The sequence below is a fragment of the Bacillus sp. ISL-35 genome (assembly GCF_018613355.1).
Taxonomy (GTDB): Bacteria; Bacillota; Bacilli; order Bacillales; family Cytobacillaceae; genus Mesobacillus.
Genome location: NZ_JAGGQK010000001.1, coordinates 141110 through 165892 on the forward strand (window position 1 = coordinate 141110; position 24783 = coordinate 165892).

A 24783-nucleotide genomic window follows, 5' to 3' on the forward strand; every position below is an offset into this window, starting at 1 on the left:
TTATCTGTTTTTTGTGATGATCTTGGCGATTTGGTGGTAATCAAGACCGCTTTTCAGTTCGTATTTCCCGATTTGTACCTTTGTATGGTATCCCTTATCAATCAGGAATCGTTCGAACTTATTCTCATCATCGATGATTCCCTGGCTTTCTAGCATTGTGGCTACATCGCCTGGAGACATGCCGCCTGCAATGACCAGTGTGAATGGTTTCTCTTCTTTTGCTTCCTCTGCAGGTGCTTCTTCTTTAGGTGTTTCTTCTTTTGGTTTCTCTTCTTTCACAACTGCTGTTTTCGTTTCGTTAAGCTTGGCATATTCGTTGTTGTTCAGTACCTTGTATCCTTTTTCTTCAAGGATCTTCTTAGCGTCTGAAACGGCAACTTTCTTTTCGGGTTCTTTTTCTTTGCCAGCAATCACATTGCTGCCGGCCCATATGAACAAGGCTGCGAAAAGCAGTCCTAGTGCAAATGCTTGAGCTGTTCGTTTATTCATACGATCTGTCCTTTATCAACGAATTCATTAATGATTTCCTGAACTTCCTGTGTTGAAAGAGATGATTGCTTTGCGATCTGGTTCAAGTCCATCCCCTGCTGGGCAAGCGACCATACCTGGTTTTTTATAATCTCGTGAATTTGCTTTTTTCCTGTATTAAATGAAGATTGCCTGTCCAGGTTTGCATCGCCTACAAGCAATTCTTCCTCCAGTACTTTTAGTTTTTTCTTGATCTGGTAAAGATCCTGAATTTGCTGGATTGTCAGCTGGTCGATTTCCTCGCGCAATTCCTTGTAGGGGTCTTTCAAAAAGAAAGAAAGTGCGAAAAGGAGGGCGGCCAGGACAATCAGGCTGATGATGATGTAGCCCATCTATTATTCCTCCCGAGCTGTTATTAGAACACATAGAATAAGTTTACCATTCAAAATTCGAAAATTCGATTGATATTTTTTTCCTGAAAAAAAATGATAGATTTGTCTTATTATGATTTCCATTCGTTGTAAACACTGTCGAATCCCCTCCAAATTTGTAATTCCAAAAGACTATGGAAAAATAAATGGACGTTTCTGTAAAGTGGATTCAGCAGGCTGCAAATTACGACAATTTGCGTTCATTGTGGCTGTCATGAGAACGTGCTAACATAAATTTAACGAATATAATTCAATTTTCAATCATATAATGATGGTTTTGGAGGTTTGTCGTGGCGAATAGCAATCAACAATTAAACAAGATTGAGGATCATTTAAAGGCAAAAATCCTCTCACCAGGCAAGCTATTTGTTTACTGGCACCTGCAGGAGGAAAAAGTTCGTTTCATAGGCAGATACTTTCTACTCCCTGATTCACAGCTGACCAAGGCTCTGCGCTTATATGATTTTGACTCTGGAGCTGTCATCCATGAAGCCATCCTTCGCCATGGAGTATCAAGCTGGCTGTTAAAGGGTGTTAACGCCACAAGCAATTACCAAATTGAGTTGGGGATCAAACCCAAAACAGATACATTCTTTCCAATGCTTCGATCAAATGTCATTATCCAAAATTCCTTTAACCAGAAAGCAGGAAACAAACCACTTTTGCCTGGATGGTGTGGAAAGGTGAGCACTTATACTTATTATGAAAATCTTGAAGGGAGCATCAACAAGTGAAGGACTGCGAAGGTCATGAAAAGAAAAAGATCCTGATGCTCACATGGGAATATCCACCGCAAATTATAGGTGGCCTCGCAAGACATGTCCATGCTCTCGCGACGGAACTTGCAAACATCCATCAGCAGATTCATGTTGTGACCAGCAATCCATCCCTCCAGCCAGATTATGAAAGAGATGGGGAGGTCCACATCCACCGTGTAGCACCACTTAATGCCCGGGATGCTGATTTCCTTTCCTGGATAGGCGGATTTAATTTGGCAGTCATCGAAGAAGCATTGCAATTGGATAAACATGTCCAATTCGACCTTGTCCATGCTCATGACTGGATGACGGGTCCGGCAGCAGAATATATCAGCAAAAAATTGGACATTCCATTGATCGCAACGATCCATGGCACGGAATATGGCCGAAATAAAGGCATCTTTTCTAATCTCCAGCAATTCATATTCCAAAAAGAAAATGAACTCTGCCATCAGGCAAATGAAGTGATAGTTTGCAGCGATTTTATGGAGGATGAGGTCATTACATTATTTAAAGTTTCAAAGGATAGAATCACTGTTATTCCGAATGGGGCTAGATTAGAAGAAACGCGCAATCTGGATTTCGAGATTCAACAGATGTACCCATTTTTAACCGGCAAGAAACTAATTTTTTCAATGGGAAGGGTCGTTAAGGAAAAAGGATTCGATACATTGCTTTCAGCGGCTGGACTTATGAGGAAGCATCAAGATGTATGTTTTGTAGTTGCCGGGAATGGACCGTTGCTGGAAACATACAGGGAACAAGCAGTTCAGCGGGGACTCAAGGATTCTGTTCATTTTATCGGCTTCGTCAATGAAGCAATCCGTGACGCGTTACTGAGGAAAGCGGATATCGCTGTTTTTCCAAGTGAATATGAACCATTCGGACTTGCGGCAGCTGAGGCCCTTACCGCCGGGGTCCCGACAGTCCTGGCGAAAACAGGAGGCATGCAGGAGTTGATTGAGGATTATAAAACCGGCTTCTATATGCAGCCGGGGAATGAAAAAAATCTTACTATTACACTGGAATGGATTCTTGAAAATCAACCTGCGGCAAAAGAAATCGCCATGACAGGAAGGTTGAGAGTACTTGAGAGATTCAGCTGGGCACAAAATGCAAAGTCAACAGATAGACTATATAAAAGAGTGTTATCAAACAATTACAAAAGGAGGGTATTTAATGAAGATGAATGCTTATCTCCAAATTGACAGTGAAGAGAAATATGAGCCAGTCAGGAAACCTTTGATTTTCAGTCCTGGTATATGGATCAATGGGAAAGTGTACTGGTTGGGGAATATGACTGAAAAACTTTTGCCGCTGGAAGAATTATCGGTAAAAATTAAGCAGGCAAATGTACATTCAAGGGTTGAATTTTTTGACCTTTATGTAACGAACCATTCCAAAACTGAAAAAGACGCAAAGCTGATCCTGATGCAGCGTCATGCTGAAAGTGCGAATGAACAATTCAGTTTTGTATCGCCGAATGAAAATGTCATTTTTCATTTTGCAGATAAAAGAATATATCTTGTCAACGGACTGAATAGCAGCGGCTTGATGAAACAGTGTACCGTCCAGCCGATTTGGAATGTAAGCACTGAACGTCTTTGGAATTGCAGGGAGTCAGGGAAGCTGAATTATCAGCCAATGGCAAAAGGTGCTGCAGCCAGCCTATTCTCGCTCGATCTGAAAATGAACCCCCGTGAAACCCGAAAAAGCAGCTGTTGGATCATTGAAGGAACGGAAAAAAATGCTGTTGTCCATTTGAATGCGCTCCTTTTAAAAAACACACTAGCAATTCACGACAAATAGTGATATTATAGAAAAGTCGTATGCACGAACCTAGCTTGAATAGTTTGGAGGGAAAATACATGCGTGTAAACATTACATTAGCTTGCACAGAATGCGGAGAGCGCAACTATATTTCTAAAAAAAATAAGCGTAACAACCCAGATCGTCTTGAGCTTAAGAAATACTGCTCTAGAGATAAGCGAGCAACAGTACATCGCGAAACAAAGTAAGCAGCGGGATTTTTCCCAGCTGCTTTTTTGTTTGCCAAAAATTCCATTGTGGGTTGTTCTTCCCCCACAATCACTATCGCATTTAGGATTTCGAGGCACTTACCGAGAGACTGCCTAGCTGGAAATGTCTAAATAATCGTAAAAGCAGCTTGTTTATAACAAATAGCCTTTCCAAACCCCTTTCTCCCTCATGGTGTGAATGGTATTGTTAATACATAGATGTCTGATGAACATAAAATAGCAATGTCTGGGGGAAAAAAGTATGGATGCCAAAAAAATTCTCAGGAAGTCGATAAAGGAAAAACTGTCAGAACTTAACCTGCCAGAATATGAGGATCAATCCTATCAGATTGCACAGCAGCTGTATCGGTCTGATGAGTGGATTTCTGCGACAACAATTGCCATCACTGTGTCGAAGGCTCCTGAAGTTGATACGTTTCAGATCATCAGGAAGGGATGGGAGCAGGGCAAAAGAATCGTTGTCCCGAAATGTGAACCTAAATCGAGGGGCCTTGATTTCAGGGAACTGAAGCGATTCTCACAACTCGAAACCGTTTTTTATGGGCTGCTGGAGCCAATTGTCTCCGAAACAGATTCAGTAGGCCGGGGGGAGATCGATTTGGTGGTGGTCCCGGGACTTGCGTTTTCGCATAGCGGTTATAGACTTGGTTTTGGAGGAGGCTACTATGACCGTTTCCTGGCAGACTTCCAGGGAATGACCGTTTCCTTGGCCTTCAAAGATCAGCTGGTTGGTGAAATCCCCGTTGAGAGCCATGACATACCCGTACAGAAAATCATCCACGGCGAAGGGGTAATCCATATTGGAAATTGACCAGATTCTGATCATAGGGTTTATCGCTGGAGTTGCAGGCATGTCTGCCTATTTTCAGCTTCTTAAACCATCTGGGGCTTTTGCGGCTTTTTTGACTGGGATATTGATATGGGCAGGATTTGGATTCAAGGGAATGATATTATTGGGAGTTTTCTTCCTAACCTCTAGCCTGCTTTCCAAATATAAAAGCCAGCGTAAAGAACAACTGGGTGAATTACATGAAAAGGGATCGGCAAGGGATTGGGCACAGGTAGCAGCGAATGGGGGAACTGCAGCACTCGCTGGCCTGGCAAATTTCATATCACCTGATCCTGTCTGGTTCATTGTACTGGCAAGCTCACTTGCCAGTGCAAATGGAGATACATGGGCTTCGGAATTAGGCGTATTGAGCAAAGTACAGCCATTATCGATCAAATCTTTTAAAAGAGTTCCAAGAGGAACTTCAGGTGCGATTTCAATTGTTGGAACAGCTTCAGCTGCGGCTGGTTCTTTGTTGATTGCCCTGATTGCTGATTACCTGTTTAAGTTGGGGGCAGGATGGACAGTAGCAGTTTTTCTGTTGGGGGTGACGGGAACGATGGTTGATACCTGGCTCGGGGCCTATCTCCAGGCGGGCTTTGCATGCGCTAAATGCAATTTGCTGACAGAAAAAACAACACATTGCTCTGAACCGACCCGACATGTTTCCGGTCTGGTCATGATGAATAATGATGCAGTCAATTTTCTTTCATGTTTTACAGCGGCTATGGGGGGAATGTTATTATATAGCATTCTCTAACACTCAGCTGAAAAGCTGCTTTTCCTTCCTTTAAAAACCTGGATTGAATTGTAACAAAGTGTTTATAATGATAACGTTTACTCTGTCAAACAGCGATACATATCCATTGTAAAAAAACGTACAATTAAATCATCCATTATATCATTAGGGGGAAATGCGATATGAAAAATCGTGTAAACCGAGTTGTTCTGGTTGGAACCGGCTTCGTTGGATCAAGTTATGCCTTTGCGATGGTCAACCAGGGTGTAACAGAGGAATTGGTTCTTGTGGATCTGAATAAGGATAAATCTGAAGGGGACGCAATGGACTTGAATCACGGAATGGCGTTCGCCCTTTCACAGACGAAAATTTGGTTCGGTTCATATGCTGACTGCAAGGATGCAGACCTGGTGGTACTTTGTGCAGGCGCAAACCAAAAGCCTGGCGAAACAAGACTGGATCTGGTGGAGAAAAATACGAGGATTTTTAAAAGCATAGTAGATGAAATCATGGCAAGCGGTTTTGACGGGATTTTTCTTGTCGCGACCAATCCGGTCGATATCCTGACCTATGCTGTCTGGAAATTCTCGGGACTTCCAAAGGAACGAGTCATTGGCTCAGGGACTATCCTCGATACAGCCAGATTCAGATTCTTGCTTGGGGACTACTTCAAGGTAGATTCACGTAATGTCCATGCCTATATCATAGGGGAACATGGAGATACCGAACTGCCTGTATGGAGTCATGCAGATATTGGCGGAAAGCCGATTGCCAAAATGATAAAAGACCAGGAACATTACAAGCATGATGACCTGGAGGAAATCTTCACAAATGTACGTGATGCAGCCTATCATATCATCCAGCGTAAAGGCGCAACCTATTATGGGATCGCCATGGGCCTTGTTCGATTGACGAAGGCCATCCTGCAGGATGAAAACTCCATCCTGACTGTATCCGCCCATCTGGATGGCGAGTACGGACACGATGATATCTACATTGGTGTGCCAGCGATCGTAAATCGAAATGGAATAAGGGAGATCGTCGAACTGCCGCTTGAAAAAGAAGAACAGCAAAAATTCGACCATTCTGTAGAGGTATTGAGAAAGGTCATGGATCCTGTCATGAAAGCATAAGAAAAAGGGCTGTCCACGATGCAGCCCTTTTATCTTTTTCAAAAAACGAAACCGCTTTCTTCTATTATATATAGTAACATTTTTAACCCATCTTTTTTTGGTATGAAAGGATAAAAATGTGCTTTTATTCCTAAAATAAAAAGGGAGGGATATATATGGCAAGAAAAATGGTTTCAATTTTTATGCTTGGCCTCGCAGGATACCTTGTATTCGAGAACAGATACAGGGTCATGAATATGCTTCTGGGAAACAGTTTCCTGCGCCGGGTGGCAGTGGGCTCGATCATGGGACTGCCTGGAATCAGAAGCAAGATGATGGGTTCATTATTTTCAGGGCCTTCGGAGTTCCAGTAAAAAGACCTTTATAAGGTCTTTTTCTGCTTTAAAGGCCTCTTTATATCTGGTAGGAAGTTATTTGGTTTATAATAATTTGGGAGAGGAAAAAATATAGATAATACATAGTGGCCGGATTTTGGGCGGGAAAGTAGGGGAGAAGTTGGCTTTTTTGGAAGAGTATTTGTTTTGGAAAGTTGCAGAATTCCTGATTGTAAATAAGGAGTACCGTATCCTCCAGGTATCACAGGATCAGGGAGAATTGTGGCTGGAGAAGACTGAAAACAAGCAAACGCAGGTTGTTCGCCTGCTTCAATATAATCTGGACTGGAGCAACTGGCTTCAACGTGACATCATTTTGATCGCTGAAAATGGAGAAAGAATCCGCAGGAAGTTTGCTAAAGGAGAATTAAAGATCCTAAACCTCTACTTTAGTGCATATCCTCCAGTGGATGATTATGAATTTCGTCTTGCTGAGCCATATCTTTCTGTAAATGGAAAGGTCACTGTTGAGTCCATTTTGATAGAAAGGTCCAATGCGGGGGAAGCCTTAGGGAAACTGGAAAGCAGGTTCAATGACCAACTAAGAATTGATTTTGCCGAGGAACACTCTGGCGAAGAAATCGAGACCATCAAAAAAAATACTCTTTTAAGCGCGGTAGAAAGGGCAAAAGAGGAACAATCTGTCTTTAACTACGGAAAACCCTTTTTCACCTATATATTCATTGCCATCCAGGTAGTAATGTTTCTTGTTCTTGAGGCGGCGGGGGGAAGTACAGATACTTCCACCCTGATCAAGTTTGGTGCGAAATTCAACCCGCTGATCCTTGGTGGTGAATGGTGGCGCTTCTTCACGCCGGTGATTATCCATATTGGCCTGCTCCATTTGTTCATGAATACCCTGGCTTTATATTATTTAGGAACAATGGTGGAACGGCTGTATGGTAATTTTCGATTTTTGGTTATATACATCCTGGCAGGATTTAGTGGAGTGCTTGCCAGTTTTATATACAGCCCGAATCTTTCGGCTGGAGCAAGCGGAGCGATTTTTGGCTGCTTTGGAGCCTTGCTGTATTTTGGTGTAGCAAAACCAAGGTTGTTTTGGCGGACATTGGGTTTGAATATACTTGTTGTACTTGGCATCAACCTGGCATTCGGATTTACCATCCCCGGAATCGATAATGCGGGCCATATAGGAGGCCTGGTCGGGGGGTTTGCAGCAGCGGGAATTCTTCATCTCCCAATGAAAAGACGCCTTTTGCTTCAAACCTCCTTCCTGGCAGTGACGATTGCGGCGATCTTTTTCACCTTACAATATGGTTTTAGCGAAAATGCTGACCTGGTCGATGAAAGGTCCATTTTGGTGCTTGCACAGCAGCATGTAAAGGAAGAAGAATACCAGCAGGCAAATGACCTTCTCACAGAGTACGGCAAGTCGGAGCAACTCTCAGCAGAATCCTTGTTTATGCTTTCTTTTACCGAAATCAAGCTGGGAATGCTGGAAGAGGCCAAAATCAATCTTCTAAAAGTGATCGAGATGGAACCGGATTTTCATGAAGCGTACTATAATCTTGCCTTAATCTTTTTTGATGAAAAAAATCTAGATCTGGCGCGTATATACGCTAAAAAAGCAGTTGAGCTAAATCCTGGAAAAGAAAGCTATAAAAAGACACTTGAGCAGATTAATTCCTATCTTGAAGAAGCTGCTTGAGGATGATGCTTTCTCCGGTCCTTGTCTGGGTGACAACCAGCAGATGGCTTTTATCCTTAGCGATCAAAATCAAAGGCATGGTACTGCCAATTGGGTCAACGGCAGTGCCATCGCTTTTTTTTATGCCCAGATAATAATTCTTATATAACCCTTCCCACAACTTTCCCAGTATGTTAGCGGTTTCCCTCTTCGTAAACCCTGTTATAGGCTGATCTTCGTATTTCCTGATTGTATCCAGCGGGATGGATAGGTAATCTGACGCTTTGAACCTGAATGTTTTTTCAGCTTGTTTCAAACTTCGGTCAAGCCTGTTTCGCACACTTTGGTCAAGCACTTTTTTCCATTCCTTTTCTTGATTGCTTTTGGCGATGGTGAAGGATTGGAGCGGACTGAACAGAGAGTCGACTACATAGATCATGTCATCGGACATTCTTTGGGCACTTGTGATCCTATCCCCGTCACCATGAAGCTCTGCATAGTGAAAAGAAATGGCGTCATATCTTGCGCTTTCTCCGTATGAGTTAAGTTCTTCCTGGGATAAATCTGCCGTATCCTGCTCCCATTTGGCCAATTTCCCTTTTAAAAGCCCATTGGCGAACAAGAGTCCCATATCCTGGCGAAGATAAGCCTCTTGGTCCAAGCTTGAATGGATCTTCCAATCAACCTGATGTTGATTGTTTTTTTTGTCTTTTAATAGCGTTAAGGAAGTACTGGCACTTTTATACTTTACTGCATCATTCAATGGGAAAAATGTGATTGTTTCGACGGAAGTGTTGCCGATTTGGAATTGGATCAATAATGCAGAGACAGCAATTGCCATTGCACTTATACTCAAAAACCATAACTTTTTCATCCTGCTCATCCTTTTCCGATAATAGGGTTTGTCGGTATAACCACTATATGATACTTGTCCTGATCACATGCCTTGAAGTATGTTTTTAAATTGTTTTGGCTATGATGGAAAAAGGAATCGACAGGAAAATAATGGTCGGTTGTAATGAGAGGTGTTAGTCTATGGCAGAAAAAACGAAGCATCCGGTCCAGGAGAACTTAAAAGAAAATATCGCTTACTTAAGAGAAGAATTAGGGGTCGATAAAAGTTTCGATGTGATTCAGCTTGATGTCGAATATGCCGGCAGAGATATGGCGCTGTTCCTTGTAGATGGATTTGTCAAGGACGACATCATGCTTTATATCATGCAGTTACTGGCCAAGCTTGAACCAGGGGCCCTTGAAGTCGATACATTAAAAAAACTGGTCAAGACGTATATTCCATATGTAGAGGTCGAGACGACGGATAACCTTGATAAAGTTGTCGATATGGTGCTGGCCGGACCGACCGCCCTTGCAGTGGACGGGTTAACAGAAATCATCCTGATTGATGCGAGGACATATCCTGTACGCGGCCCAGAGGAACCTGACACAGAAAGGGTAGTGCGAGGTTCAAGGGACGGCTTCGTGGAGACTTTGGTCTTCAATACGTCGCTTACGAGAAGGAGAATCCGTGACCGCACATTAAGAATGGAATATATGCAGGTAGGCAGAAGGTCTCAAACGGATATTGTCATTTGTTATATTGAGGATATCGCAGATCCTGAAATGGTAGAGAAAATAAAGGGGGCGATCAGCAAAATTGATACGGACGGGCTGCCGATGGCTGAGAAAACAATTGAGGAATTTATCTCAGGGCGGCATTGGAATCCATTTCCGAACGTAAGATACACGGAACGACCGGATACAGCAGCCACTCATTTATACGAAGGGCATGTTTGCATTATCGTCGATGGTTCCCCAAGCGTACTGATTACACCGACAACATTCTGGCACCATCTTCAGCATGCTGAAGAGTACCGTAATAAGCCGCTTGTCGGCGCATATTTGAGGATGGTACGCTTCCTGGCGGTATGGTCGTCCCTATTTCTGCTGCCGTTATGGTATTTATTCGCCGTTAAGCCGGAACTCCTGCCGAAATCGATGTCATTTATCGGACCAAATGACCCCGGAGAGATTCCATTGTTTTTACAGTTTTTCCTGATTGAAATTGGAATCGATGTTCTCAGGATGGCGGCCATCCATACACCAACTTCACTGGCAACTGCCCTTGGCCTGGTCGCAGCGCTGATGATTGGACAGGTGGCCGTGGAAGTAGGTCTTCTGACAAATGAAGTCATCCTGTATCTGGCCATCGCAGCGATTGGTACATTTGCGACGCCAAGTTACGAAATGAGCCTGGCAAACCGGCTTGTGAGGATTTTCTTATTGATCATGACTGCGGCCTTCCAGCTTTATGGTTTCCTGATTGGCATTGTGCTCTTCATCATTCTGCTGGCCAGAATGAAATCGTTCGGTGTGCCATATCTATGGCCATTCATCCCTTTCAATCCACGGGCATTCAGGGATGTGCTTATAAGATCACCGATACCTCTAAAAAACAGGAGACCAAGGATATTGAAACCGCAGGACCCTGACCGTTAAACTTAACTTTGAGAAGCAGCGATCTCCGATTGCTGCTTTTTCTAATTGATAACTAGTGCAGTTTTTGTCAGAAAATCTTGTCCAGCCTACTTGAGGGGGCAAAAGGTATCCTTTATACTAAGTATGGTAAAGCATGCTCTTATTTTCACAAATTGAGGGGATTAATTTGAAGACAATTTATGATATCCAGCAGTTCCTTAAAAATTTCGGGACATTCATTTACATAGGAGACAGGGTGGCGGATTTGGAGCTCATGCACGCTGAGCTCAAGGAACTGTATAATTCCCAATTGATCGAGACAAAAGATTACCAATCTGCGGTCTTGCTCTTGAGGCAGGAAATCCGGATGGAACAAGAAAAAAAAGCAAAAGAGAAAAGGTGAAGCATGATGGCTGAAAAATGGCTTGTTGGTGTAGATTTAGGAGGAACGACAACGAAACTTGCTTTCATCAGTTTGTATGGAGAAATCCTGCATAAATGGGAAATTCCCACTGATGTTTCTAACGAAGGGAAAAATATAACTGTCAATATTGCAAAAGCAATTGACGCGAAGCTGGAGAAGCTTGGGCATTCTAAAAGTGAAATTTTGGGAATTGGTATGGGAGCCCCCGGCCCTGTTGACCTGGCTACCGGTGTTATTTTTGAAGCGGTTAACCTTGGCTGGCGAGAGCCTTATCCGCTTAAGGATTTGCTTGAAGTGGAAACCTCGCTCCCGGCAGTTATCGATAATGATGCAAACTGTGCGGCTCTTGGGGAAATGTGGAAAGGTGCCGGAAATGGCGCCAAGGACTTGGTGTGTGTAACCCTGGGTACAGGTGTAGGCGGAGGAGTCATTACCAATGGTGATATTGTCCACGGAGTGAGTGGCGCTGCCGGTGAAATCGGCCATATTACTTCACTTGCAGAAGGCGGAGCTCCATGTAATTGCGGAAAAACAGGCTGTCTTGAAACCATTGCATCGGCTACAGGCATTGTAAGAATTGCTGTTGAATTATTGAATGCTCATTCTTCTGAAGGTGATCTTGCAGCATTGTACAAGGAAACTGGAATTGTAACAGCCAAGGATGTCTTCGATTCAGCGAAACGGAATGATGAGTTGGCCTTGATAGTTATAGATACAGTTGCCTTGCATTTGGGAATTGCCCTTGCAAATATCGCTAATACCCTCAATCCGGAGAAAATCGTTCTGGGAGGCGGGGTTTCTAAAGCGGGGGATGTCTTGCTGAACCCCGTAAAAGAGCAATTCTTGCGTAATTCTTTTCCGCGTGTAGCGCAATCGACCGAAATCAGCATCGCTACCCTAGGGAATGATGCCGGCGTGATTGGTGCTGCCTGGCTTGTTAAAAATAAAATTGGACATAACTAAAATGGCGAAGGAGTTTTCTATGAGAAAACTCCTTATTTTATTCGTGCCAAAAGTTTCAATTTTCCGAAAATGGTTATTTCTGAAACTTTTCCAGGTTTAAGTCGTCTATAATAGTGGAAAATTACAATGAATGGTCTACGCTTTTTTAGCTTCTAATTTTGTTTGCTTTTTAAGAAAAAAAGTATTAAGATTATCTTTGATTCTTGAGAGAATGGAAAAATAAACCTAAAAATTCCCGAATCTGTTTTTTATTAACAGGGAGGTAGCAACCGGATGAAAAACAATAAATGGCCTAAAGTTTCTTTAGTCGCCATCGCCACAATCCTGCTTTGGCTGAAGACTTATATAGCCTATAAGACGAGCTTCGATATTAAAATCGAAAATTGGAGACAGGAGATTATCCTGTTCATAAATCCATTAAGCTTCCTGATGATTCTGTTTGGACTCAGCATGTTCATGAAGGAAAAGGCTCAGAGACGTTATATTATGATTACTAGTTTTATAGTATCCGCAGTGTTGTTCGCGAATGTCGTGTTTTACCGCTTCTTCAATGATTTCCTGACCATTCCCGTTCTGTTCCAGACGAGCAATATGAGTGATCTGGGGAGCAGTGTGACGGAGCTGATCAACTTCAGTGATTTACTTTACTTTACGGATTTCATCGTTTTAGCACTCATCATGAAATTCAAACCAGTTCTTTTGGGCTGGCATGAATATAGCAAAGTGGACCGCAGAGCCTATTTCCTTGTCGCTGTCGCGATTGCTTTATTCAACATGGGAATGGCTGAAACAGAACGTCCCCAGCTCTTGACGAGGACTTTCGACAGAGAAATGCTCGTCAAGAATATTGGAACATACAATTACCATCTCTATGATGCATTCCTGCAGTCGAAGTCTTCTGCCCAGCGAGCAATGGCCGACGGCAGTGAACTGGCTGACATCGACAACTATGTGCGAGCAAACTATCTGCCGCCGAATGATGAGATGTTTGGAATCGCAAAAGGCAAAAACGTCATCCTGATTTCGCTGGAATCGACACAGGAATTTGTTATTAATCAAACCGTAAATGGACAGGAAATTACGCCATTCCTGAATGATTTCATCAAAGAAAGTTATTACTTCAATAATTTTTATCACCAGACGGGCCAGGGAAAGACTTCAGATTCTGAATTCCTGGTGGAAAACTCCCTGTATCCATTAAGCCGAGGGGCAGTCTTCTTTACGCACTCTGGAAATGAATATACCGCTACACCTGAAATCCTGAATGAAAATGGCTATTTCACCGCTTCCTTGCATGCGAACAACAAGAGCTTCTGGAACCGGGACATTATGTATCAATCATTAGGATATCAGCGGTTCTACTCGCTGCCGGATTACGAGGTGAATGAAGAGAATTCCGTTGGCTGGGGATTGAAGGATATTGACTTCCTGCAGCAGTCCGTTGATCACTTGAAGGCGATGCCAAAGCCGTTCTATTCGAAGTTCATCACATTGACAAACCATTTCCCATTCGAATTGAATGAAGAAGATCAATTTATACCGCCATACACGTCTAATGACAAGACAGTCAACAATTATTTTCCGACTGTCAGGTATGAGGATGAAGCCATTAAGCAGTTCATCCAGAAATTAAAAGATGAAGGCTTATATGAAGATTCGATCATTATTCTTTACGGAGACCATTATGGAATATCTGATAACCATAATAAGGCGATGAGTGAGTATCTTGGCAAGGAAATCACGCCATTTGAAAGCACACAGCTGCAAAAGGTGCCGTTGATCATTCACATCCCTGGGCAAGAGGGCAAGACAATGACAACGGTCGGAGGACAGATCGACATCAAACCGACAATCCTGCATTTGCTGGGAATCGACACTAAGAATAATATCGATTTCGGATCTGACCTGTTCGCCAAGGACCGCCGTGACTTTGCTGTTCTTCGCGATGGCAGCTTCATCACCAAGGATCATGTCTTTACTCGTGAGACCTGCTTTGATAAAGCCACAGGTGAACCGACAGATCAGGAAGCGTGCGCACCATATTTTGAAGCTGCAGATAATGAACTTGGATACTCCGATAAAATTATTTATGGAGATTTACTGAGATTCTATGGTGAGCAAAATGAAGGCAAGGATCTATCTGATCCGAATTCCAAAGAGTAAATAACCTGTTAAAAACCTGCGACCCTGGGGCGCAGGTTTTTGTTATGGAAAGATTGCCTTGTGTATTTTAAAATTGAGTTTTTACTTAAAGAGGTGTATGTTATCATCAATGACTGTACCAAATGTAAATTTTATTGGATTTTTCAAAAATCATTGAAACATTTAGCTGTTCTCAACGTACAGATATATACATTGTCAAAAAGGTGGTGTAGGAGTGGAACAATTGAAGGAGAATACATATCAAACACCTTATGTCAGATGGGTCATATTCATCATTGTCACTTCTGCATTCATCCTTTCCGGGTGCTCTCAGCAGCTGGATGTATCACTCCACAAAACAGCCGGCCATAGCCTTGACCGCATTAAAGAAACTCCAGGGATGTCCTTTCTAGGTTCCGAGGTCATTCCCATCAAGCTAGGCAGGCAAGAGGAATTTAATAAGGTTTCAGGATGGCTGAGCAATACAGAGATACTTTATATTTCAAATATAAACGAAAACAGTTCAATTCTTTATTCATACAGCCTAATAACAGGTCAAGCCACATCGCTGTACAAAAGCAGCCAGCCAATCATCACGGCTGAGATCAGTCCAAAAAAGGATAAGGTTTTGATTCACAGTTCCGCATCTGATGAAGCAGTACTGACTGTCATCGATTTATCAGGCAAGGAATTGTATTCAGGGAAAATCGAATCATATGAATTGACCTTTGAATGGAATCCATTCAATGACGATTTGCTTGTTGTATCTGCTTTTACAGAAGAATGGGATTTCAACACGTATTTACTGGATCTAAAGGAGAACAGCCTGAAGGCACTCCATTTGCCTGAGCCATTTGTCAGGTGGATTTCGGAGGATGTGCTTGTCTATCAGCAATGGAATGAGAATGAAATATCGTTAAAGGCGCCATTGAAATCTTTTTCTGTCAGCGGGGATCATTCCGAAACATTGTTTGAGGACGTATATCAATTTGATTCAATTGGAAAGTATTTATTGACGATCGAGGTAGATGAAGGCGAAAATCCAGGATTTGGATTATACACCTTCACCAGGGACGGGATCCATCCTGCGGGGAGGTTGACCGCTCCTTTGCTGACATCTTTCTCTGGATGGGTTGTTCCTTTTTATGATTTAATGGATGATGGAAAGGCTTTTATGTATCTGCGGGCAAAGGAGCAAGGAGAGGCAGATCTTTATGATGGCGGTTTTGACTTGATGAGGTATCATTTAGGGGAGAATAAAGAAGAAATGATTTTCTCTGAACTGGCAAATGAACCACTTTCCTGCTCGCCTTCCGGTGAAATGTGCCTGTATGGTTTCCAGTTAGAAAGAGTGTTGAATATCGACACGAAGGAAATCGTTGAAATTGTTCGATAATTCGTTCAGCAAGGAGAGATTAGAATGGCAATTGTAGATGTAACAGTAATTCCAATCGGAACTCAGACACCTAGTGTCAGTTCCTATGTGGCTGATATCCAGCGCATCCTAAAAAATTATGAAGAGCAGGGCAAAATCCGTTATCAGCTCACGCCGATGAATACCTTGATTGAGGGAGAACTGCCTGTATTATTTGAAGTAGTCCAGGCAATCCATGAAGCACCGTTCAATAAGGGTATTCAGCGAGTGGCCACTAATATCCGGATCGATGACAGGCGGGATGTAAAAAGAAAGATGGAGGATAAAGTCAACAGGGTTAACGAATTGCTTAAGCAATAGACCATATAAATATAAAAGACCACCTGACAAAGGTGGTCTTTTATTGTGATTGAATTAGTGTGCTGTCGGGAATCCGTGGTTAAGGACTGTCATGACTGTGAACCAGCCAATAACGAGGAATGTTCCTCCGCCGAATATGATTCCAAGAATGTTTTTGTTTTTAAGTGCCGAGAAAGTTGCATAACCGGCTAGCAGAGTAACTAAAGCGAAAACAATTGCCAATCCCATGATAAAGCCCCCTTCATAAATTAGGCAGACATTAAGTCTGTTCTTTGAAAAAATGTTTGGTTGTAATTTAGGCGGCAGCCTGTATGTAATGACAAGCATACACTCGTTTTTTATTTTATATTTTTTTACACCATTTGTCGAGGTCTAAAAATTCAACTTTTACTCCATATGCTTTTACTATACCCATTATTAGTTCAGTATAGTGGTTCGCCGCAAAATAAATTCCATTTGCAGCCTTAAATATTAGATGTTCCTCCAACTGAATCAGGGCCATCTCCATTTGCAGTCCATTGCCATCCAAAAATCGGAACGCTGATAGTTCATCAGCGAATAGACAGGTTGCGCCATCCACATGGAAACCATAGTCGAAAAAATCTTCTCCGGGGCTGCCTTCTGTTTTGACCAGGAGATGTGTTGATTCAAGCAAGTCCGCTTCCCTGAGTAATCCAATCGCTTCATCTGCATCCTTTTGCTCGATATATATATAGAAATTCTTATAAATGAGATGCGGTGGAGCAACTTGCATAAGTACTTCCTTAAAATCGGGCAGCTCCGCAATAAAAGGGTTTGCTTCTGTTGCAATGACAAAATTCATTTATCTTCTCCTTATCAAATTAGAAAGATCAGTCTTGAAATTTATTAACCGGCTCTTCCCGGCAGACAACTGTGCTTTGCTTTCTTATCAAATCCTTAAAACATAGCTTACATTAGTGTAGAATAAAAACATACATATTACCAATAGAAGCGGAGGCTGCTTACAATGAAATGGAAACAGATTCCCCTGGGTCCTTTGCAGACGAATTGTTATGTCGTTTATGATGAAAGTCAATCATGCCTGATTGTGGATCCTGGTGAAAACCCAAGGAAGTTGACTGCGGTGATCGAACAGCTTGAACTTAAGCCTGAAGCGATTGTATTGACACACGCACATTTTGACCATATCGGTGCAGTGGATAGAATAAGGGATAAGTATGGCATTAAGGTCTTTATCCATGAAAAAGAAAAAGACTGGCTCACCGATCCTGCACTTAATGGATCGAAACACTTTATGCTGAACGAGCCAATCAAAGCCAGAGCAGCGGACTATTTGTTCAAAGATGAAGGTGAGATGTCCATCGGGAATTTCAAGTTCGAAGTTTTGGAGACACCAGGGCATTCCCCGGGGAGTGTATCCTTTTACTTCCCAAAGGCGAATTTTGTCGTGGCCGGAGATGCCCTGTTTCAGGGAAGCATCGGAAGAACTGACTTGCCGGGAGGAAACCATAACCAGTTAATCAAAAGCATTCACGATAAACTGCTGGTATTGCCTGAGGAAACCGAGGTACTGCCTGGACATGGGCCAGCCACGACCATCGGTATCGAAATGGACTCCAATCCATTTTTAAATGGATTTTAATTTTAGGCTCTGTTAAAGCTGAATGTTGATTTTAAAAATCCTGTTGATTGTAGTGGAAGGCGCGTAGACTCCTGCGGGCGCAGCTGGTCAGGTGAGACCCCGCAGGAGCAAAGCGACGAGGAGGCTCAGCGCCAGCCCCGCGGAAAGCGAAGCGCCTGGAACGAAAATCAACAGCCGTGGTTAACAGAGCCGAATTTTTCAAAAAAACTTATAAACTAGAAAAACCCTTCTCGGCTGAGAAGGGCTTTTCTGGGGGATGTTCTATTCATATCATGGGAGGGGATATAGTTAAGCTACTAGTAAAACTTTATAATAAAGAATACACTATGTCAATAGTGAAAACCCTTTTCAAGGAGTCATTATGAAAGAAATAATCAAAGAGTTTATTGAAGCTTCGCCAAAAAAGATGATCACATATGCGGACTATATGCAGCTTGCACTCTATCATCCAGAGGAAGGCTATTATATTAAGGAACGCAAAAAAATTGGGAAGGAAGGGGATTTTTATACATCAAGCAATGTGTCTGATGTGTTTGGCAAATTAATAGGGAAGTGGTATGCGAAAAAGTACGGTGTACTCAACGTGCCGCCATCTGTTTGTGAAATCGGAGCAGGAAACGGCCGTTTTGCACGGGCATTCATTGAAGGCTGGCGGGAACTGAACGCAGAAACGCTGACATACTATATTGTCGAAAAAAGTCCTTATCATCGAAGTCTGCAGCATGCAGAGCTGGCAGGTCTTGAAAATGTCAGGATCGTGCATGGTGATACATATGCAGAAACAGAAATGCATCAGGGAATGATTTTTTCCAATGAGTTATTTGATGCCTTTCCAGTCCATGTCGTTGAAAAGATTGATGGCGTCGTGCACGAGGTTTTTGTTGCCAGTGAGGATGATCAACTAAAAGAAATAAAAGTTCCTGTTTCTGATGAAGAGATTATTAAGTTTCTAAATGATCAGCAATTCATGCTTGCTGAAGGTCAAAGGATCGAAATTCCGCTTGCCATGGAACCATTCATTCATTCGATAGCAGAAAACCTGGATAAAGGTTTGATGGTGACCGTGGATTACGGATATACAAAAGATGAATGGATGCATCCATCGCGGAGAAAAGGGAGCCTGAGAGGCTATTACAATCATCAGATGCACCATGACATCCTGGAGCATCCTGGGGAGATGGATCTCACCAGCCACGTGCATTTTGATGCTCTCAAAGATATTGGCGAAGCATGGGGTCTCAAATTCCTTCAAAAAATGAGGCAGGATCAATTCCTGATTGCTGCTGGCCTCCTCGAGGAACTAGGGCAGCATCAAGACCCGAATCCATTTTCCGAAGCAAGCAAGAGAAATCGCGCAATCCGGAGTCTGATCCTGCCAGGCGGAATCAGCCAGTCATTTGATGTTGTCATCCAGGGGAAAGGCCTGGGGGATCCGGCGAAAAAATTATTCCAGGCAAAATAAAAAAAGCGATGGATGACCATCGCTTTTTTTATTTGAGCATGCACAATCGATCAATGTCCGGCTCCACCTAGTGGCATCATAAATGTTGACCAGTAAGTAAAACCTGCAAAGAAAACCGTTAAGTATGCGCCGAAGACGTAAATGTACATACGCTCAGACAGTTTCAAGTAACTTAAAAGCAAGAAAAATCCAGTTTGACCAAAGAAAATCAAGGACGTTGTATACATGTCACCCAAGAAAAACATGACAGCAAAGATTCCCGTCCAGAATCCTAAAACTCTGTACATACGATCCAAAGATATCCCTCCTTTACCCTACATGTCCATCACTATCATATTATAAAGTAAAGTGGAGTGAAAAGTAAACAAGGATTGATTATTGTGCGATAACAGCCTGGTATGAACAAGAGTCACAGCCTGTGAACATATTTTCTTTTTCAATCAGTTCAATTTCCCCAAACAGGGATTCGAACATGCCGCGCAAAAACTCATAATGCATATTGCACACTGTTTCAGTATGTTCCATGGCAACTTCCTTGAAAGGGCAGTTGAAAATCTGGAAATAAATTTTTGTCTTCTCACTATTAGGTTCGAACTCTGGATAGAAACCAGCAAGCGTAGCAGCATTTTTGATTGAGTTCAGTTTATGTTCGAATGTCATTTCTTCTGACATTTGCGGATGGCGTGAGATCTCCTGTTCCATGAGTTCTGCGCCAAATCGCTTTCCCGTCATATACAAAGCGTTCTTTCCTGCTTCACCAAGTGACATCATTGTCGTCATGGCGATTTTTGACAGAAGCTGATAATCACGGAAAGGGAAGTGCAGCTGGATGACTTCATCTGACAAGCGGTATAGTCTGCTAGGACGTCCACCCTTGCCCGTCTTTTTTGTCTCCGAAATCAGCATGTTCACATCTTCGAGTTTTGATAAATGCAATCTTGCCACATTTGGGTGAATTTCAAAATTGTCGGCGATTTCCTGTACAGTCACATCTTTATGCCTTTTTGTGATGTATTGATAAATATAGTAACGCGTTGGATCAGACAAAACACTTGTAATTTTTAATGTTTGCTCCACCTTATTTCACCTCAGACCACTAATTTGCCTTCATTATAATACAAGGGAAAATAAGGTTTACACTGTTTACACTATATGTTTAGAAAATGTTCACAACTAAATGGCGAAATGATGACAAAATACTATACAAAACTTATACAAAAGTTATACAATGTATTCAGAAGATAATTTTGTTCGCCAGGAGGTAACCCTTAATGGAAGAGCTGACGTTTTTTTCTTATCCAAGCTGTACATCATGTCGTAAAACGAAAAAGTGGCTGATTTCAAACAGCGTGAAATTCAATGAACGTCATTTGTTCAAAGATACGCCGAGCCAGAAGGAACTGATGGAAATATTGACGTTAACGACTGAAGGCGTCGATGAACTGCTTGCGACCAGGGGAGAAACCTTTAAAAATCTCAAACTTGATGTAGATGAACTTTCACTTTCAGAAGTGATCAATCTTGTGATCAAAGAACCAAAGCTTTTAAGGCGTCCGATTTTGACGGATGGGAAAAAGCTGATCGTTGGATTCAATCCGGATGCGCTGAAAAAAATCGCCAAATAAAAAAACGGAAGTGGATGCTTCCGTTTTTTTATTTTTGGGACTGAAGTCCCCAAATAGCTGGGCTAGCTGGATTCGAACCAACGCATGACGGAGTCAAAGTCCGTTGCCTTACCGCTTGGCTATAGCCCAATGATAGGTTATTGATGCTACGGTAGTTATTATGAATAGAACTGTCACCATTTATACACATTCATCACATTTTTTTCGCAGGAACAGGAGGAACTATGTCGAAATCCTTTTGTATAACGAAAAAGGTGGTGCATCCCTATTGTAAAATCAATTGAACTGCTGGCGGAAAATATTTTAAAAGATGCTTTAAAGAGCGGCGCTTCGGACATTCATATCATCCCGCGAGAGAGAGATACCCTGATAAAATTCAGGCTCGGCAATCAGCTGCTACCCCGGTACACTCTTGAACAGGGTGATTGTGAACGGCTCATTTCCCATTTTAAATTCACCGCTTCGATGGATATAGGCGAAAAGAGAAGGCCGCAAAGTGGTGCCTTTACCTACCAGGACGACGATCGGAAAATTGGCTTGAGAATCTCCACACTGCCAGCCTACCAGAACGAAAGCATGGTCATACGTCTCCTTCCCGAACAAAACCAAATTCCTTCATACCAAATATCATTATTCCCATCCACATCGAAAAAATTAATTTCCCTTTTAAAACATGCTCATGGTCTGATTATTTTTACCGGCCCTACAGGCAGCGGCAAAACTACCACATTGTATTCGATGCTTTCTGAAACATCGGAAATGGTCAATCGCAATGTTATCACACTTGAAGACCCCATTGAAAAACCGAGTGAAGCAGTGCTTCAGGTCCAGGTCAATGAACGGGCCGGAATCTCATATTCTGCCGGCTTAAAGGCGATTCTTCGGCATGATCCCGACATCATTATGGTCGGGGAAATCAGGGATAAGGAGACTGCGGAAACAGCAATAAGGGCGTCCTTGACTGGACATTTGGTACTGACGACGATGCATACACGGGATGCAAGGGGAGCAATCTACAGGCTGATTGAATTCGGGATCAATTGGCTTGAAATCGAACAGACCTTGATCGCAGTAACCGCACAAAGGCTTGTTGAACTCACATGTCCTTATTGTGAAGATACTTGCTCGCCGTTTTGCTATTCCTCTGGCAGCGGCAAAAGGGGAAATGTATTTGAAATCCTTACGGGAAGGGATTTATCTGCTGTATTGAAGGAAGCAAAAGGTGAACATCAGAATTACCACTACAAAACGCTTAAAGATGCGATCAAGAAAGGCATCGCTCTGGGCTTTATCAAGGAATCGGAATATCAGAGGTGGGTTTTAAATGAGGGAGAATAAATGGCCTGTCGCTGAACAGGCCAGGTTCCTGAAAAGGACAGGGGAGCTGCTGTCGCAGGGATATTCTTTAGCAGAAGCGATTGAATCGATGACATTCCATCTGGAGATGAAAAGGAAAGGTGATATCAAAAGAAGTCTGGATAAGCTGCGCGAAGGCTTTCCTCTATATTTAATCCTGGCGGAACTGAATTTCAAGAGAGATTTGATCAGCTATGTTTATTTTGCTGAGCAGCACGGTGGACTGGCCCATGCGGTCACTGAAGGGTCTGATATGGTTTTGAAACGTGAAGCCGATTATCAGAGGTTGAAAAAGCTTGCCGCATATCCACTGTTCCTGGCAGCACTCACATTTATCTTATTTTTTTTCGTCAACAAGGTGTTGCTGCCGAAATTCACCTCCCTTTTTTCGGATATGAACATGGCACCGAATATTTTCATGGCAACGATTGGTGCTGCTGATGACATTGTTCCCTTCTTATTCTATTTTCTTATCAGCCTCGCTGTGCTGCTTACCCTCTATTACAAAATGAAATTCAGGAAACTCCCAGTCTTACAACAAAAAACGAAACTGGTGAAACTTCCGTTTGCAGGCGGGTTGATCAAGCTTCTTTACTCGCATTCCTTCGCAGTCCAGTTAAGCTATCTGTTTTCGGGGGGCCTTCCGGTTCATGATGCCTTGAAGGTTTTTGAGCAAAATCGCCATGAACCATTTTCAAGTGAAATCGGAAAGGACATTATCTCAAAATTGGCAGCGGGCGAGGATTTTGACAGGGCGGTGGGTGACTATCCGTTCTTTGAGGCTGAATTGCCAAGGATCATCAGACACGGACAAAAGAACGGAAAGCTGGATCAGGAGCTTTATTTTTACAGCCGGCATTGCCTTAAAGAGCTTGAGGGAAAAATGGAAAAATCGATGAAAACGGTGCAGCCTGTGTTATACAGCTTCATTGGCCTGTTGGTCATCTCACTGTATCTGGCCATTCTGCTTCCAATGTTCCAAATGATGAAAGGGATTTAAAGTAGCTTGAAAACATGAAAAGGAGAAAAGAATAATGAGAAATCAAAAGGGGTTTACCTTGATCGAGATGATGATTGTGTTGCTGGTGATTTCGGTCTTGTTGATCATTACGGTGCCGAATATTGCGTCGCATAATAATAATATCAACAAGAAAGGCTGCGAGGGTTATATAAAACTTGTCGAAGCCCAGGTACAAGCTTATAAGATGGATAAGAAAGTCACTCCTACTTTTCAGCAGCTAAATGACGAAAAATACCTAAAAAGCCCTGATGCCGCATGTCCTGATGGAACAAAAATCGAGATTTTATCCGACGGGACTGTCCAGAAATCTGCGTCATGATCTGGAAAATAAAGAACACCGGCGGATTCACCATGGTTGAAATGCTTATAGTGCTATCAGCTTTCCTGATGCTCTCCGCTACATCTGTCTTTCTGTTTACTCCGCATAACGATGTCCTCGCAAAGGAACTTTTCTTTACCCAGCTAGAATCCGACCTCCTGTACAGCCAGCAATACGCCATATCCCACCAGGAACAAATCACTGTCCAATTCATTCCTGAGAACCATCACTATTTTATTAGGGGATCAAATTATGGTTCTCCTTATCTGGTCGATAGATATTATTCACCAGAGGTTTCGGTTGAACAAGGCACGATGAAATTGCTTTTTCACTATATGCCGGATGGGAATATCGATAGTTTCGGGTCTTTATATGTTACTGCGGGCTCAAAAAAATTCCGGATGATGATCCAGATTGGAAAGGGCCGATTTTATGTTGTTGAAGAATGATAAAGGCTTTTTTCTGGCAGATATGGTTTTGTCCCTGGCAGCATTCCTTATGGCGAGTACGATTATGCTGCCCTTAGCGATAGTGGTGATCGGAATGACGGCGGATGTAAGGACAGACGAAGACGCAAACTCTATTTTATTCGATGAACTGATGTACTTGAAAATCGCAGGAACAGCGTCTGGTAGAGACTGGATTTCTCGTAATGGGAATCAATATGAATTGACAGTGACAAAAGATGAAAATAATTCTGAATGGGAGGTATGTGTTCACTATGAAAGCGACCAGCAACTCAAGAAAAAGTGTTCCTCAACTGAATGAGCTGGGCTTTACCATGCTGGAAATGCTTATATCATTGCTGGTGTTTTTAATGATTGCCTCAATGCTGCCTTTAGGTTTTAGGATCATCCTTGATGACAGTGTCACTGAAAAGGGAATCAGAAGGATGGAGTGGGATGTGTTCAGCAGTCAGGTAAAAAAGGAAGTTCGTACAGCTGAACAGTTGACGGTCCAGCCTGATAAGCTGTTAATGAAAGTCAATGGCCATTTTATCCTTTATGAAAAGTACGCTTCCAGCATGCGAAGGAAAGTTGATTATCAGGGGCACGAAATTTTAATGCAGAACCTCTCAAGCTTTACTTTTGAAGTAATTGCGGATGGTGTGATGATAAAAGCAGTCGGTTTAGATGGAACTCATTACTCGGTTAGAGTCCACCAGTTTTTTCAAACGGGGGGTGTTCAGCTATAAATGAAAAAGGGTTTATCTATCCA

The 24783-nt window shown here is 42.5% G+C and carries 31 protein-coding genes and 1 tRNA gene; 24 read left to right on the top strand and 8 right to left on the bottom strand.

The annotated features are described in order from the left end of the window. Nucleotides 1-489 carry a hypothetical protein gene (locus tag J7E38_RS00700; protein WP_214704517.1) on the bottom strand — a complete coding sequence of 163 codons (489 nt, stop codon included), beginning with the start codon at nt 487-489 and terminating at the stop codon, nt 1-3. Then, a complete protein-coding gene (locus J7E38_RS00705) occupies nt 486-860 on the bottom strand; it encodes a hypothetical protein (RefSeq protein ID WP_214704516.1) in 375 nt (124 codons plus the stop codon). The genes J7E38_RS00700 and J7E38_RS00705 overlap by 4 nt, the downstream gene beginning before the upstream one ends. A gap of 329 nt (nt 861-1189) precedes the next feature. Here J7E38_RS00705 and J7E38_RS00710 point away from each other — a divergent pair, with 329 nt between their 5' ends. The 9 genes from J7E38_RS00710 to J7E38_RS00750 all read left to right on the top strand — a co-directional run bounded on the left by J7E38_RS00710 (nt 1190) and on the right by J7E38_RS00750 (nt 8440). Then, complete coding sequence (locus J7E38_RS00710) at nt 1190-1633, top strand: DUF4912 domain-containing protein (RefSeq protein WP_214704515.1); 444 nt, start codon at nt 1190-1192, stop codon at nt 1631-1633. Then, nucleotides 1630-2865, top strand: a complete 1236-nt coding sequence (locus J7E38_RS00715; protein WP_214704514.1) for a glycosyltransferase family 4 protein — start codon at nt 1630-1632, stop codon at nt 2863-2865. The genes J7E38_RS00710 and J7E38_RS00715 overlap by 4 nt, the downstream gene beginning before the upstream one ends. Then, nucleotides 2837-3466: a hypothetical protein gene (locus tag J7E38_RS00720; RefSeq protein ID WP_214704513.1), complete on the top strand. Its 630-nt coding sequence runs from the start codon at nt 2837-2839 to the stop codon at nt 3464-3466. The genes J7E38_RS00715 and J7E38_RS00720 overlap by 29 nt, the downstream gene beginning before the upstream one ends. A 59-nt stretch (nt 3467-3525) precedes the next feature. Then, complete coding sequence (gene rpmG / locus J7E38_RS00725; protein ID WP_084221782.1) at nt 3526-3675, top strand: 50S ribosomal protein L33; 150 nt, start codon at nt 3526-3528, stop codon at nt 3673-3675. A 262-nt stretch (nt 3676-3937) separates the two neighbouring features. Then, nucleotides 3938-4507 (top strand): 5-formyltetrahydrofolate cyclo-ligase, encoded by a 570-nt coding sequence (locus J7E38_RS00730; protein WP_214704512.1) that lies wholly within the window; start codon nt 3938-3940, stop codon nt 4505-4507. Beyond that, nucleotides 4497-5285 carry a DUF92 domain-containing protein gene (locus J7E38_RS00735; protein WP_214704511.1) on the top strand — a complete coding sequence of 263 codons (789 nt, stop codon included), beginning with the start codon at nt 4497-4499 and terminating at the stop codon, nt 5283-5285. Before J7E38_RS00730 ends, J7E38_RS00735 begins: the two co-directional genes overlap by 11 nt. Before the next feature lie 161 nt (nt 5286-5446). After that, a complete protein-coding gene (locus J7E38_RS00740; protein WP_214704510.1) occupies nt 5447-6397 on the top strand; it encodes an L-lactate dehydrogenase in 951 nt (316 codons plus the stop codon). Between the two features lie 155 nt (nt 6398-6552). Then, on the top strand, nt 6553-6750 hold the full coding sequence (locus J7E38_RS00745) for a hypothetical protein (RefSeq protein WP_214704509.1): 198 nt from the start codon (nt 6553-6555) through the stop codon (nt 6748-6750). Between the two features lie 151 nt (nt 6751-6901). Then, entirely contained in the window at nt 6902-8440 is a 1539-nt protein-coding gene (locus tag J7E38_RS00750) for a rhomboid family intramembrane serine protease (RefSeq protein WP_214704508.1), read from the top strand. Here the strand turns inward: J7E38_RS00750 and J7E38_RS00755 are convergent. Continuing rightward, nucleotides 8412-9293 (bottom strand): hypothetical protein, encoded by an 882-nt coding sequence (locus J7E38_RS00755; protein ID WP_214704507.1) that lies wholly within the window; start codon nt 9291-9293, stop codon nt 8412-8414. The genes J7E38_RS00750 and J7E38_RS00755 overlap by 29 nt on opposite strands. Nucleotides 9294-9454: 161 nt before the next feature. Here J7E38_RS00755 and J7E38_RS00760 point away from each other — a divergent pair, with 161 nt between their 5' ends. The 6 genes from J7E38_RS00760 to J7E38_RS00785 all read left to right on the top strand — a co-directional run bounded on the left by J7E38_RS00760 (nt 9455) and on the right by J7E38_RS00785 (nt 16158). After that, nucleotides 9455-10915: a spore germination protein gene (locus J7E38_RS00760; RefSeq protein ID WP_214704506.1), complete on the top strand. Its 1461-nt coding sequence runs from the start codon at nt 9455-9457 to the stop codon at nt 10913-10915. 166 nt (nt 10916-11081) lie between these two features. Then, nucleotides 11082-11297, top strand: a complete 216-nt coding sequence (locus J7E38_RS00765; protein ID WP_214704505.1) for a YqgQ family protein — start codon at nt 11082-11084, stop codon at nt 11295-11297. Nucleotides 11298-11303: 6 nt separating this feature from the next. Next, entirely contained in the window at nt 11304-12281 is a 978-nt protein-coding gene (locus J7E38_RS00770) for an ROK family glucokinase (protein ID WP_214704504.1), read from the top strand. Between the two features lie 273 nt (nt 12282-12554). After that, nucleotides 12555-14444 carry an LTA synthase family protein gene (locus tag J7E38_RS00775; RefSeq protein ID WP_214704503.1) on the top strand — a complete coding sequence of 630 codons (1890 nt, stop codon included), beginning with the start codon at nt 12555-12557 and terminating at the stop codon, nt 14442-14444. 214 nt (nt 14445-14658) lie between these two features. Next, the gene (locus J7E38_RS00780) at nt 14659-15819 is read left to right on the top strand and encodes a YqgU-like beta propeller domain-containing protein (protein WP_214704502.1); all 1161 of its coding nucleotides are present in this window, start codon (nt 14659-14661) and stop codon (nt 15817-15819) included. 24 nt (nt 15820-15843) lie between these two features. Next, the gene (locus J7E38_RS00785) at nt 15844-16158 is read left to right on the top strand and encodes an MTH1187 family thiamine-binding protein (RefSeq protein ID WP_214704501.1); all 315 of its coding nucleotides are present in this window, start codon (nt 15844-15846) and stop codon (nt 16156-16158) included. Nucleotides 16159-16212: 54 nt separating this feature from the next. Here J7E38_RS00785 and J7E38_RS00790 read toward each other — a convergent pair whose 3' ends face one another. Together J7E38_RS00790 and J7E38_RS00795 are read right to left on the bottom strand one after the other, a co-directional pair. Further along, nucleotides 16213-16386 (bottom strand): DUF2759 domain-containing protein, encoded by a 174-nt coding sequence (locus J7E38_RS00790; protein ID WP_214704500.1) that lies wholly within the window; start codon nt 16384-16386, stop codon nt 16213-16215. Nucleotides 16387-16501: 115 nt separating this feature from the next. Continuing rightward, nucleotides 16502-16981: a hypothetical protein gene (locus J7E38_RS00795; protein ID WP_214704499.1), complete on the bottom strand. Its 480-nt coding sequence runs from the start codon at nt 16979-16981 to the stop codon at nt 16502-16504. A 165-nt stretch (nt 16982-17146) separates the two neighbouring features. On the opposite strand from J7E38_RS00795, the gene J7E38_RS00800 reads away from it, so the two are divergent. Together J7E38_RS00800 and J7E38_RS00805 are read left to right on the top strand one after the other, a co-directional pair. Then, on the top strand, nt 17147-17782 hold the full coding sequence (locus J7E38_RS00800; protein ID WP_214704498.1) for an MBL fold metallo-hydrolase: 636 nt from the start codon (nt 17147-17149) through the stop codon (nt 17780-17782). A gap of 361 nt (nt 17783-18143) precedes the next feature. Next, nucleotides 18144-19244: a class I SAM-dependent methyltransferase gene (locus J7E38_RS00805; protein WP_214704496.1), complete on the top strand. Its 1101-nt coding sequence runs from the start codon at nt 18144-18146 to the stop codon at nt 19242-19244. Between the two features lie 50 nt (nt 19245-19294). Here J7E38_RS00805 and J7E38_RS00810 read toward each other — a convergent pair whose 3' ends face one another. After that, nucleotides 19295-19540, bottom strand: a complete 246-nt coding sequence (locus tag J7E38_RS00810; RefSeq protein ID WP_079509735.1) for a DUF2626 domain-containing protein — start codon at nt 19538-19540, stop codon at nt 19295-19297. A 79-nt stretch (nt 19541-19619) separates the two neighbouring features. After that, the gene (locus tag J7E38_RS00815; protein WP_214704493.1) at nt 19620-20321 is read right to left on the bottom strand and encodes a helix-turn-helix transcriptional regulator; all 702 of its coding nucleotides are present in this window, start codon (nt 20319-20321) and stop codon (nt 19620-19622) included. Between the two features lie 194 nt (nt 20322-20515). Here J7E38_RS00815 and J7E38_RS00820 point away from each other — a divergent pair, with 194 nt between their 5' ends. Then, nucleotides 20516-20869, top strand: a complete 354-nt coding sequence (locus tag J7E38_RS00820) for a Spx/MgsR family RNA polymerase-binding regulatory protein (protein WP_214704492.1) — start codon at nt 20516-20518, stop codon at nt 20867-20869. 57 nt (nt 20870-20926) lie between these two features. Here J7E38_RS00820 and J7E38_RS00825 read toward each other — a convergent pair. Beyond that, nucleotides 20927-20998, bottom strand: a tRNA-Gln gene (locus J7E38_RS00825). Nucleotides 20999-21136: 138 nt separating this feature from the next. On the opposite strand from J7E38_RS00825, the gene comGA reads away from it, so the two are divergent. From comGA to comGF, 6 genes are read left to right on the top strand one after another with little or no spacing between them, the layout of a single operon-like run. After that, the gene (gene comGA, locus J7E38_RS00830) at nt 21137-22207 is read left to right on the top strand and encodes a competence type IV pilus ATPase ComGA (protein WP_214704814.1); all 1071 of its coding nucleotides are present in this window, start codon (nt 21137-21139) and stop codon (nt 22205-22207) included. Continuing rightward, nucleotides 22194-23225, top strand: a complete 1032-nt coding sequence (gene comGB / locus J7E38_RS00835) for a competence type IV pilus assembly protein ComGB (RefSeq protein ID WP_214704491.1) — start codon at nt 22194-22196, stop codon at nt 23223-23225. Before comGA ends, comGB begins: the two co-directional genes overlap by 14 nt. A gap of 34 nt (nt 23226-23259) precedes the next feature. Beyond that, a complete protein-coding gene (gene comGC, locus J7E38_RS00840; protein ID WP_214704490.1) occupies nt 23260-23565 on the top strand; it encodes a competence type IV pilus major pilin ComGC in 306 nt (101 codons plus the stop codon). Next, nucleotides 23562-24014: a competence type IV pilus minor pilin ComGD gene (gene comGD / locus J7E38_RS00845; RefSeq protein ID WP_214704489.1), complete on the top strand. Its 453-nt coding sequence runs from the start codon at nt 23562-23564 to the stop codon at nt 24012-24014. The genes comGC and comGD overlap by 4 nt, the downstream gene beginning before the upstream one ends. Further along, entirely contained in the window at nt 23998-24333 is a 336-nt protein-coding gene (locus J7E38_RS00850) for a hypothetical protein (RefSeq protein WP_214704488.1), read from the top strand. Before comGD ends, J7E38_RS00850 begins: the two co-directional genes overlap by 17 nt. Then, nucleotides 24287-24760, top strand: a complete 474-nt coding sequence (comGF, locus tag J7E38_RS00855; protein WP_214704487.1) for a competence type IV pilus minor pilin ComGF — start codon at nt 24287-24289, stop codon at nt 24758-24760. Before J7E38_RS00850 ends, comGF begins: the two co-directional genes overlap by 47 nt. The last annotated feature ends 23 nt before the right edge of the window (nt 24761-24783 follow it).

What these genes read in the sequence shown, in the direction of transcription:
- J7E38_RS00700 (WP_214704517.1), bottom strand. Translation starts at nt 489, where the DNA reads ATGAATAAACGAACAGCTCAAGCATTTGCACTAGGACTGCTTTTCGCA.
- J7E38_RS00705 (WP_214704516.1), bottom strand. Translation starts at nt 860, where the DNA reads ATGGGCTACATCATCATCAGCCTGATTGTCCTGGCCGCCCTCCTTTTC.
- J7E38_RS00720 (WP_214704513.1), top strand. Translation starts at nt 2,837, where the DNA reads ATGAAGATGAATGCTTATCTCCAAATTGACAGTGAAGAGAAATATGAG.
- rpmG (WP_084221782.1), top strand. Translation starts at nt 3,526, where the DNA reads ATGCGTGTAAACATTACATTAGCTTGCACAGAATGCGGAGAGCGCAAC.
- J7E38_RS00730 (WP_214704512.1), top strand. Translation starts at nt 3,938, where the DNA reads ATGGATGCCAAAAAAATTCTCAGGAAGTCGATAAAGGAAAAACTGTCA.
- J7E38_RS00740 (WP_214704510.1), top strand. Translation starts at nt 5,447, where the DNA reads ATGAAAAATCGTGTAAACCGAGTTGTTCTGGTTGGAACCGGCTTCGTT.
- J7E38_RS00745 (WP_214704509.1), top strand. Translation starts at nt 6,553, where the DNA reads ATGGCAAGAAAAATGGTTTCAATTTTTATGCTTGGCCTCGCAGGATAC.
- J7E38_RS00755 (WP_214704507.1), bottom strand. Translation starts at nt 9,293, where the DNA reads ATGAAAAAGTTATGGTTTTTGAGTATAAGTGCAATGGCAATTGCTGTC.
- J7E38_RS00760 (WP_214704506.1), top strand. Translation starts at nt 9,455, where the DNA reads ATGGCAGAAAAAACGAAGCATCCGGTCCAGGAGAACTTAAAAGAAAAT.
- J7E38_RS00770 (WP_214704504.1), top strand. Translation starts at nt 11,304, where the DNA reads ATGGCTGAAAAATGGCTTGTTGGTGTAGATTTAGGAGGAACGACAACG.
- J7E38_RS00775 (WP_214704503.1), top strand. Translation starts at nt 12,555, where the DNA reads ATGAAAAACAATAAATGGCCTAAAGTTTCTTTAGTCGCCATCGCCACA.
- J7E38_RS00785 (WP_214704501.1), top strand. Translation starts at nt 15,844, where the DNA reads ATGGCAATTGTAGATGTAACAGTAATTCCAATCGGAACTCAGACACCT.
- J7E38_RS00790 (WP_214704500.1), bottom strand. Translation starts at nt 16,386, where the DNA reads ATGGGATTGGCAATTGTTTTCGCTTTAGTTACTCTGCTAGCCGGTTAT.
- J7E38_RS00795 (WP_214704499.1), bottom strand. Translation starts at nt 16,981, where the DNA reads ATGAATTTTGTCATTGCAACAGAAGCAAACCCTTTTATTGCGGAGCTG.
- J7E38_RS00800 (WP_214704498.1), top strand. Translation starts at nt 17,147, where the DNA reads ATGAAATGGAAACAGATTCCCCTGGGTCCTTTGCAGACGAATTGTTAT.
- J7E38_RS00805 (WP_214704496.1), top strand. Translation starts at nt 18,144, where the DNA reads ATGAAAGAAATAATCAAAGAGTTTATTGAAGCTTCGCCAAAAAAGATG.
- J7E38_RS00820 (WP_214704492.1), top strand. Translation starts at nt 20,516, where the DNA reads ATGGAAGAGCTGACGTTTTTTTCTTATCCAAGCTGTACATCATGTCGT.
- comGB (WP_214704491.1), top strand. Translation starts at nt 22,194, where the DNA reads ATGAGGGAGAATAAATGGCCTGTCGCTGAACAGGCCAGGTTCCTGAAA.
- comGC (WP_214704490.1), top strand. Translation starts at nt 23,260, where the DNA reads ATGAGAAATCAAAAGGGGTTTACCTTGATCGAGATGATGATTGTGTTG.
- comGD (WP_214704489.1), top strand. Translation starts at nt 23,562, where the DNA reads ATGATCTGGAAAATAAAGAACACCGGCGGATTCACCATGGTTGAAATG.
- J7E38_RS00850 (WP_214704488.1), top strand. Translation starts at nt 23,998, where the DNA reads ATGTTGTTGAAGAATGATAAAGGCTTTTTTCTGGCAGATATGGTTTTG.
- comGF (WP_214704487.1), top strand. Translation starts at nt 24,287, where the DNA reads ATGAAAGCGACCAGCAACTCAAGAAAAAGTGTTCCTCAACTGAATGAG.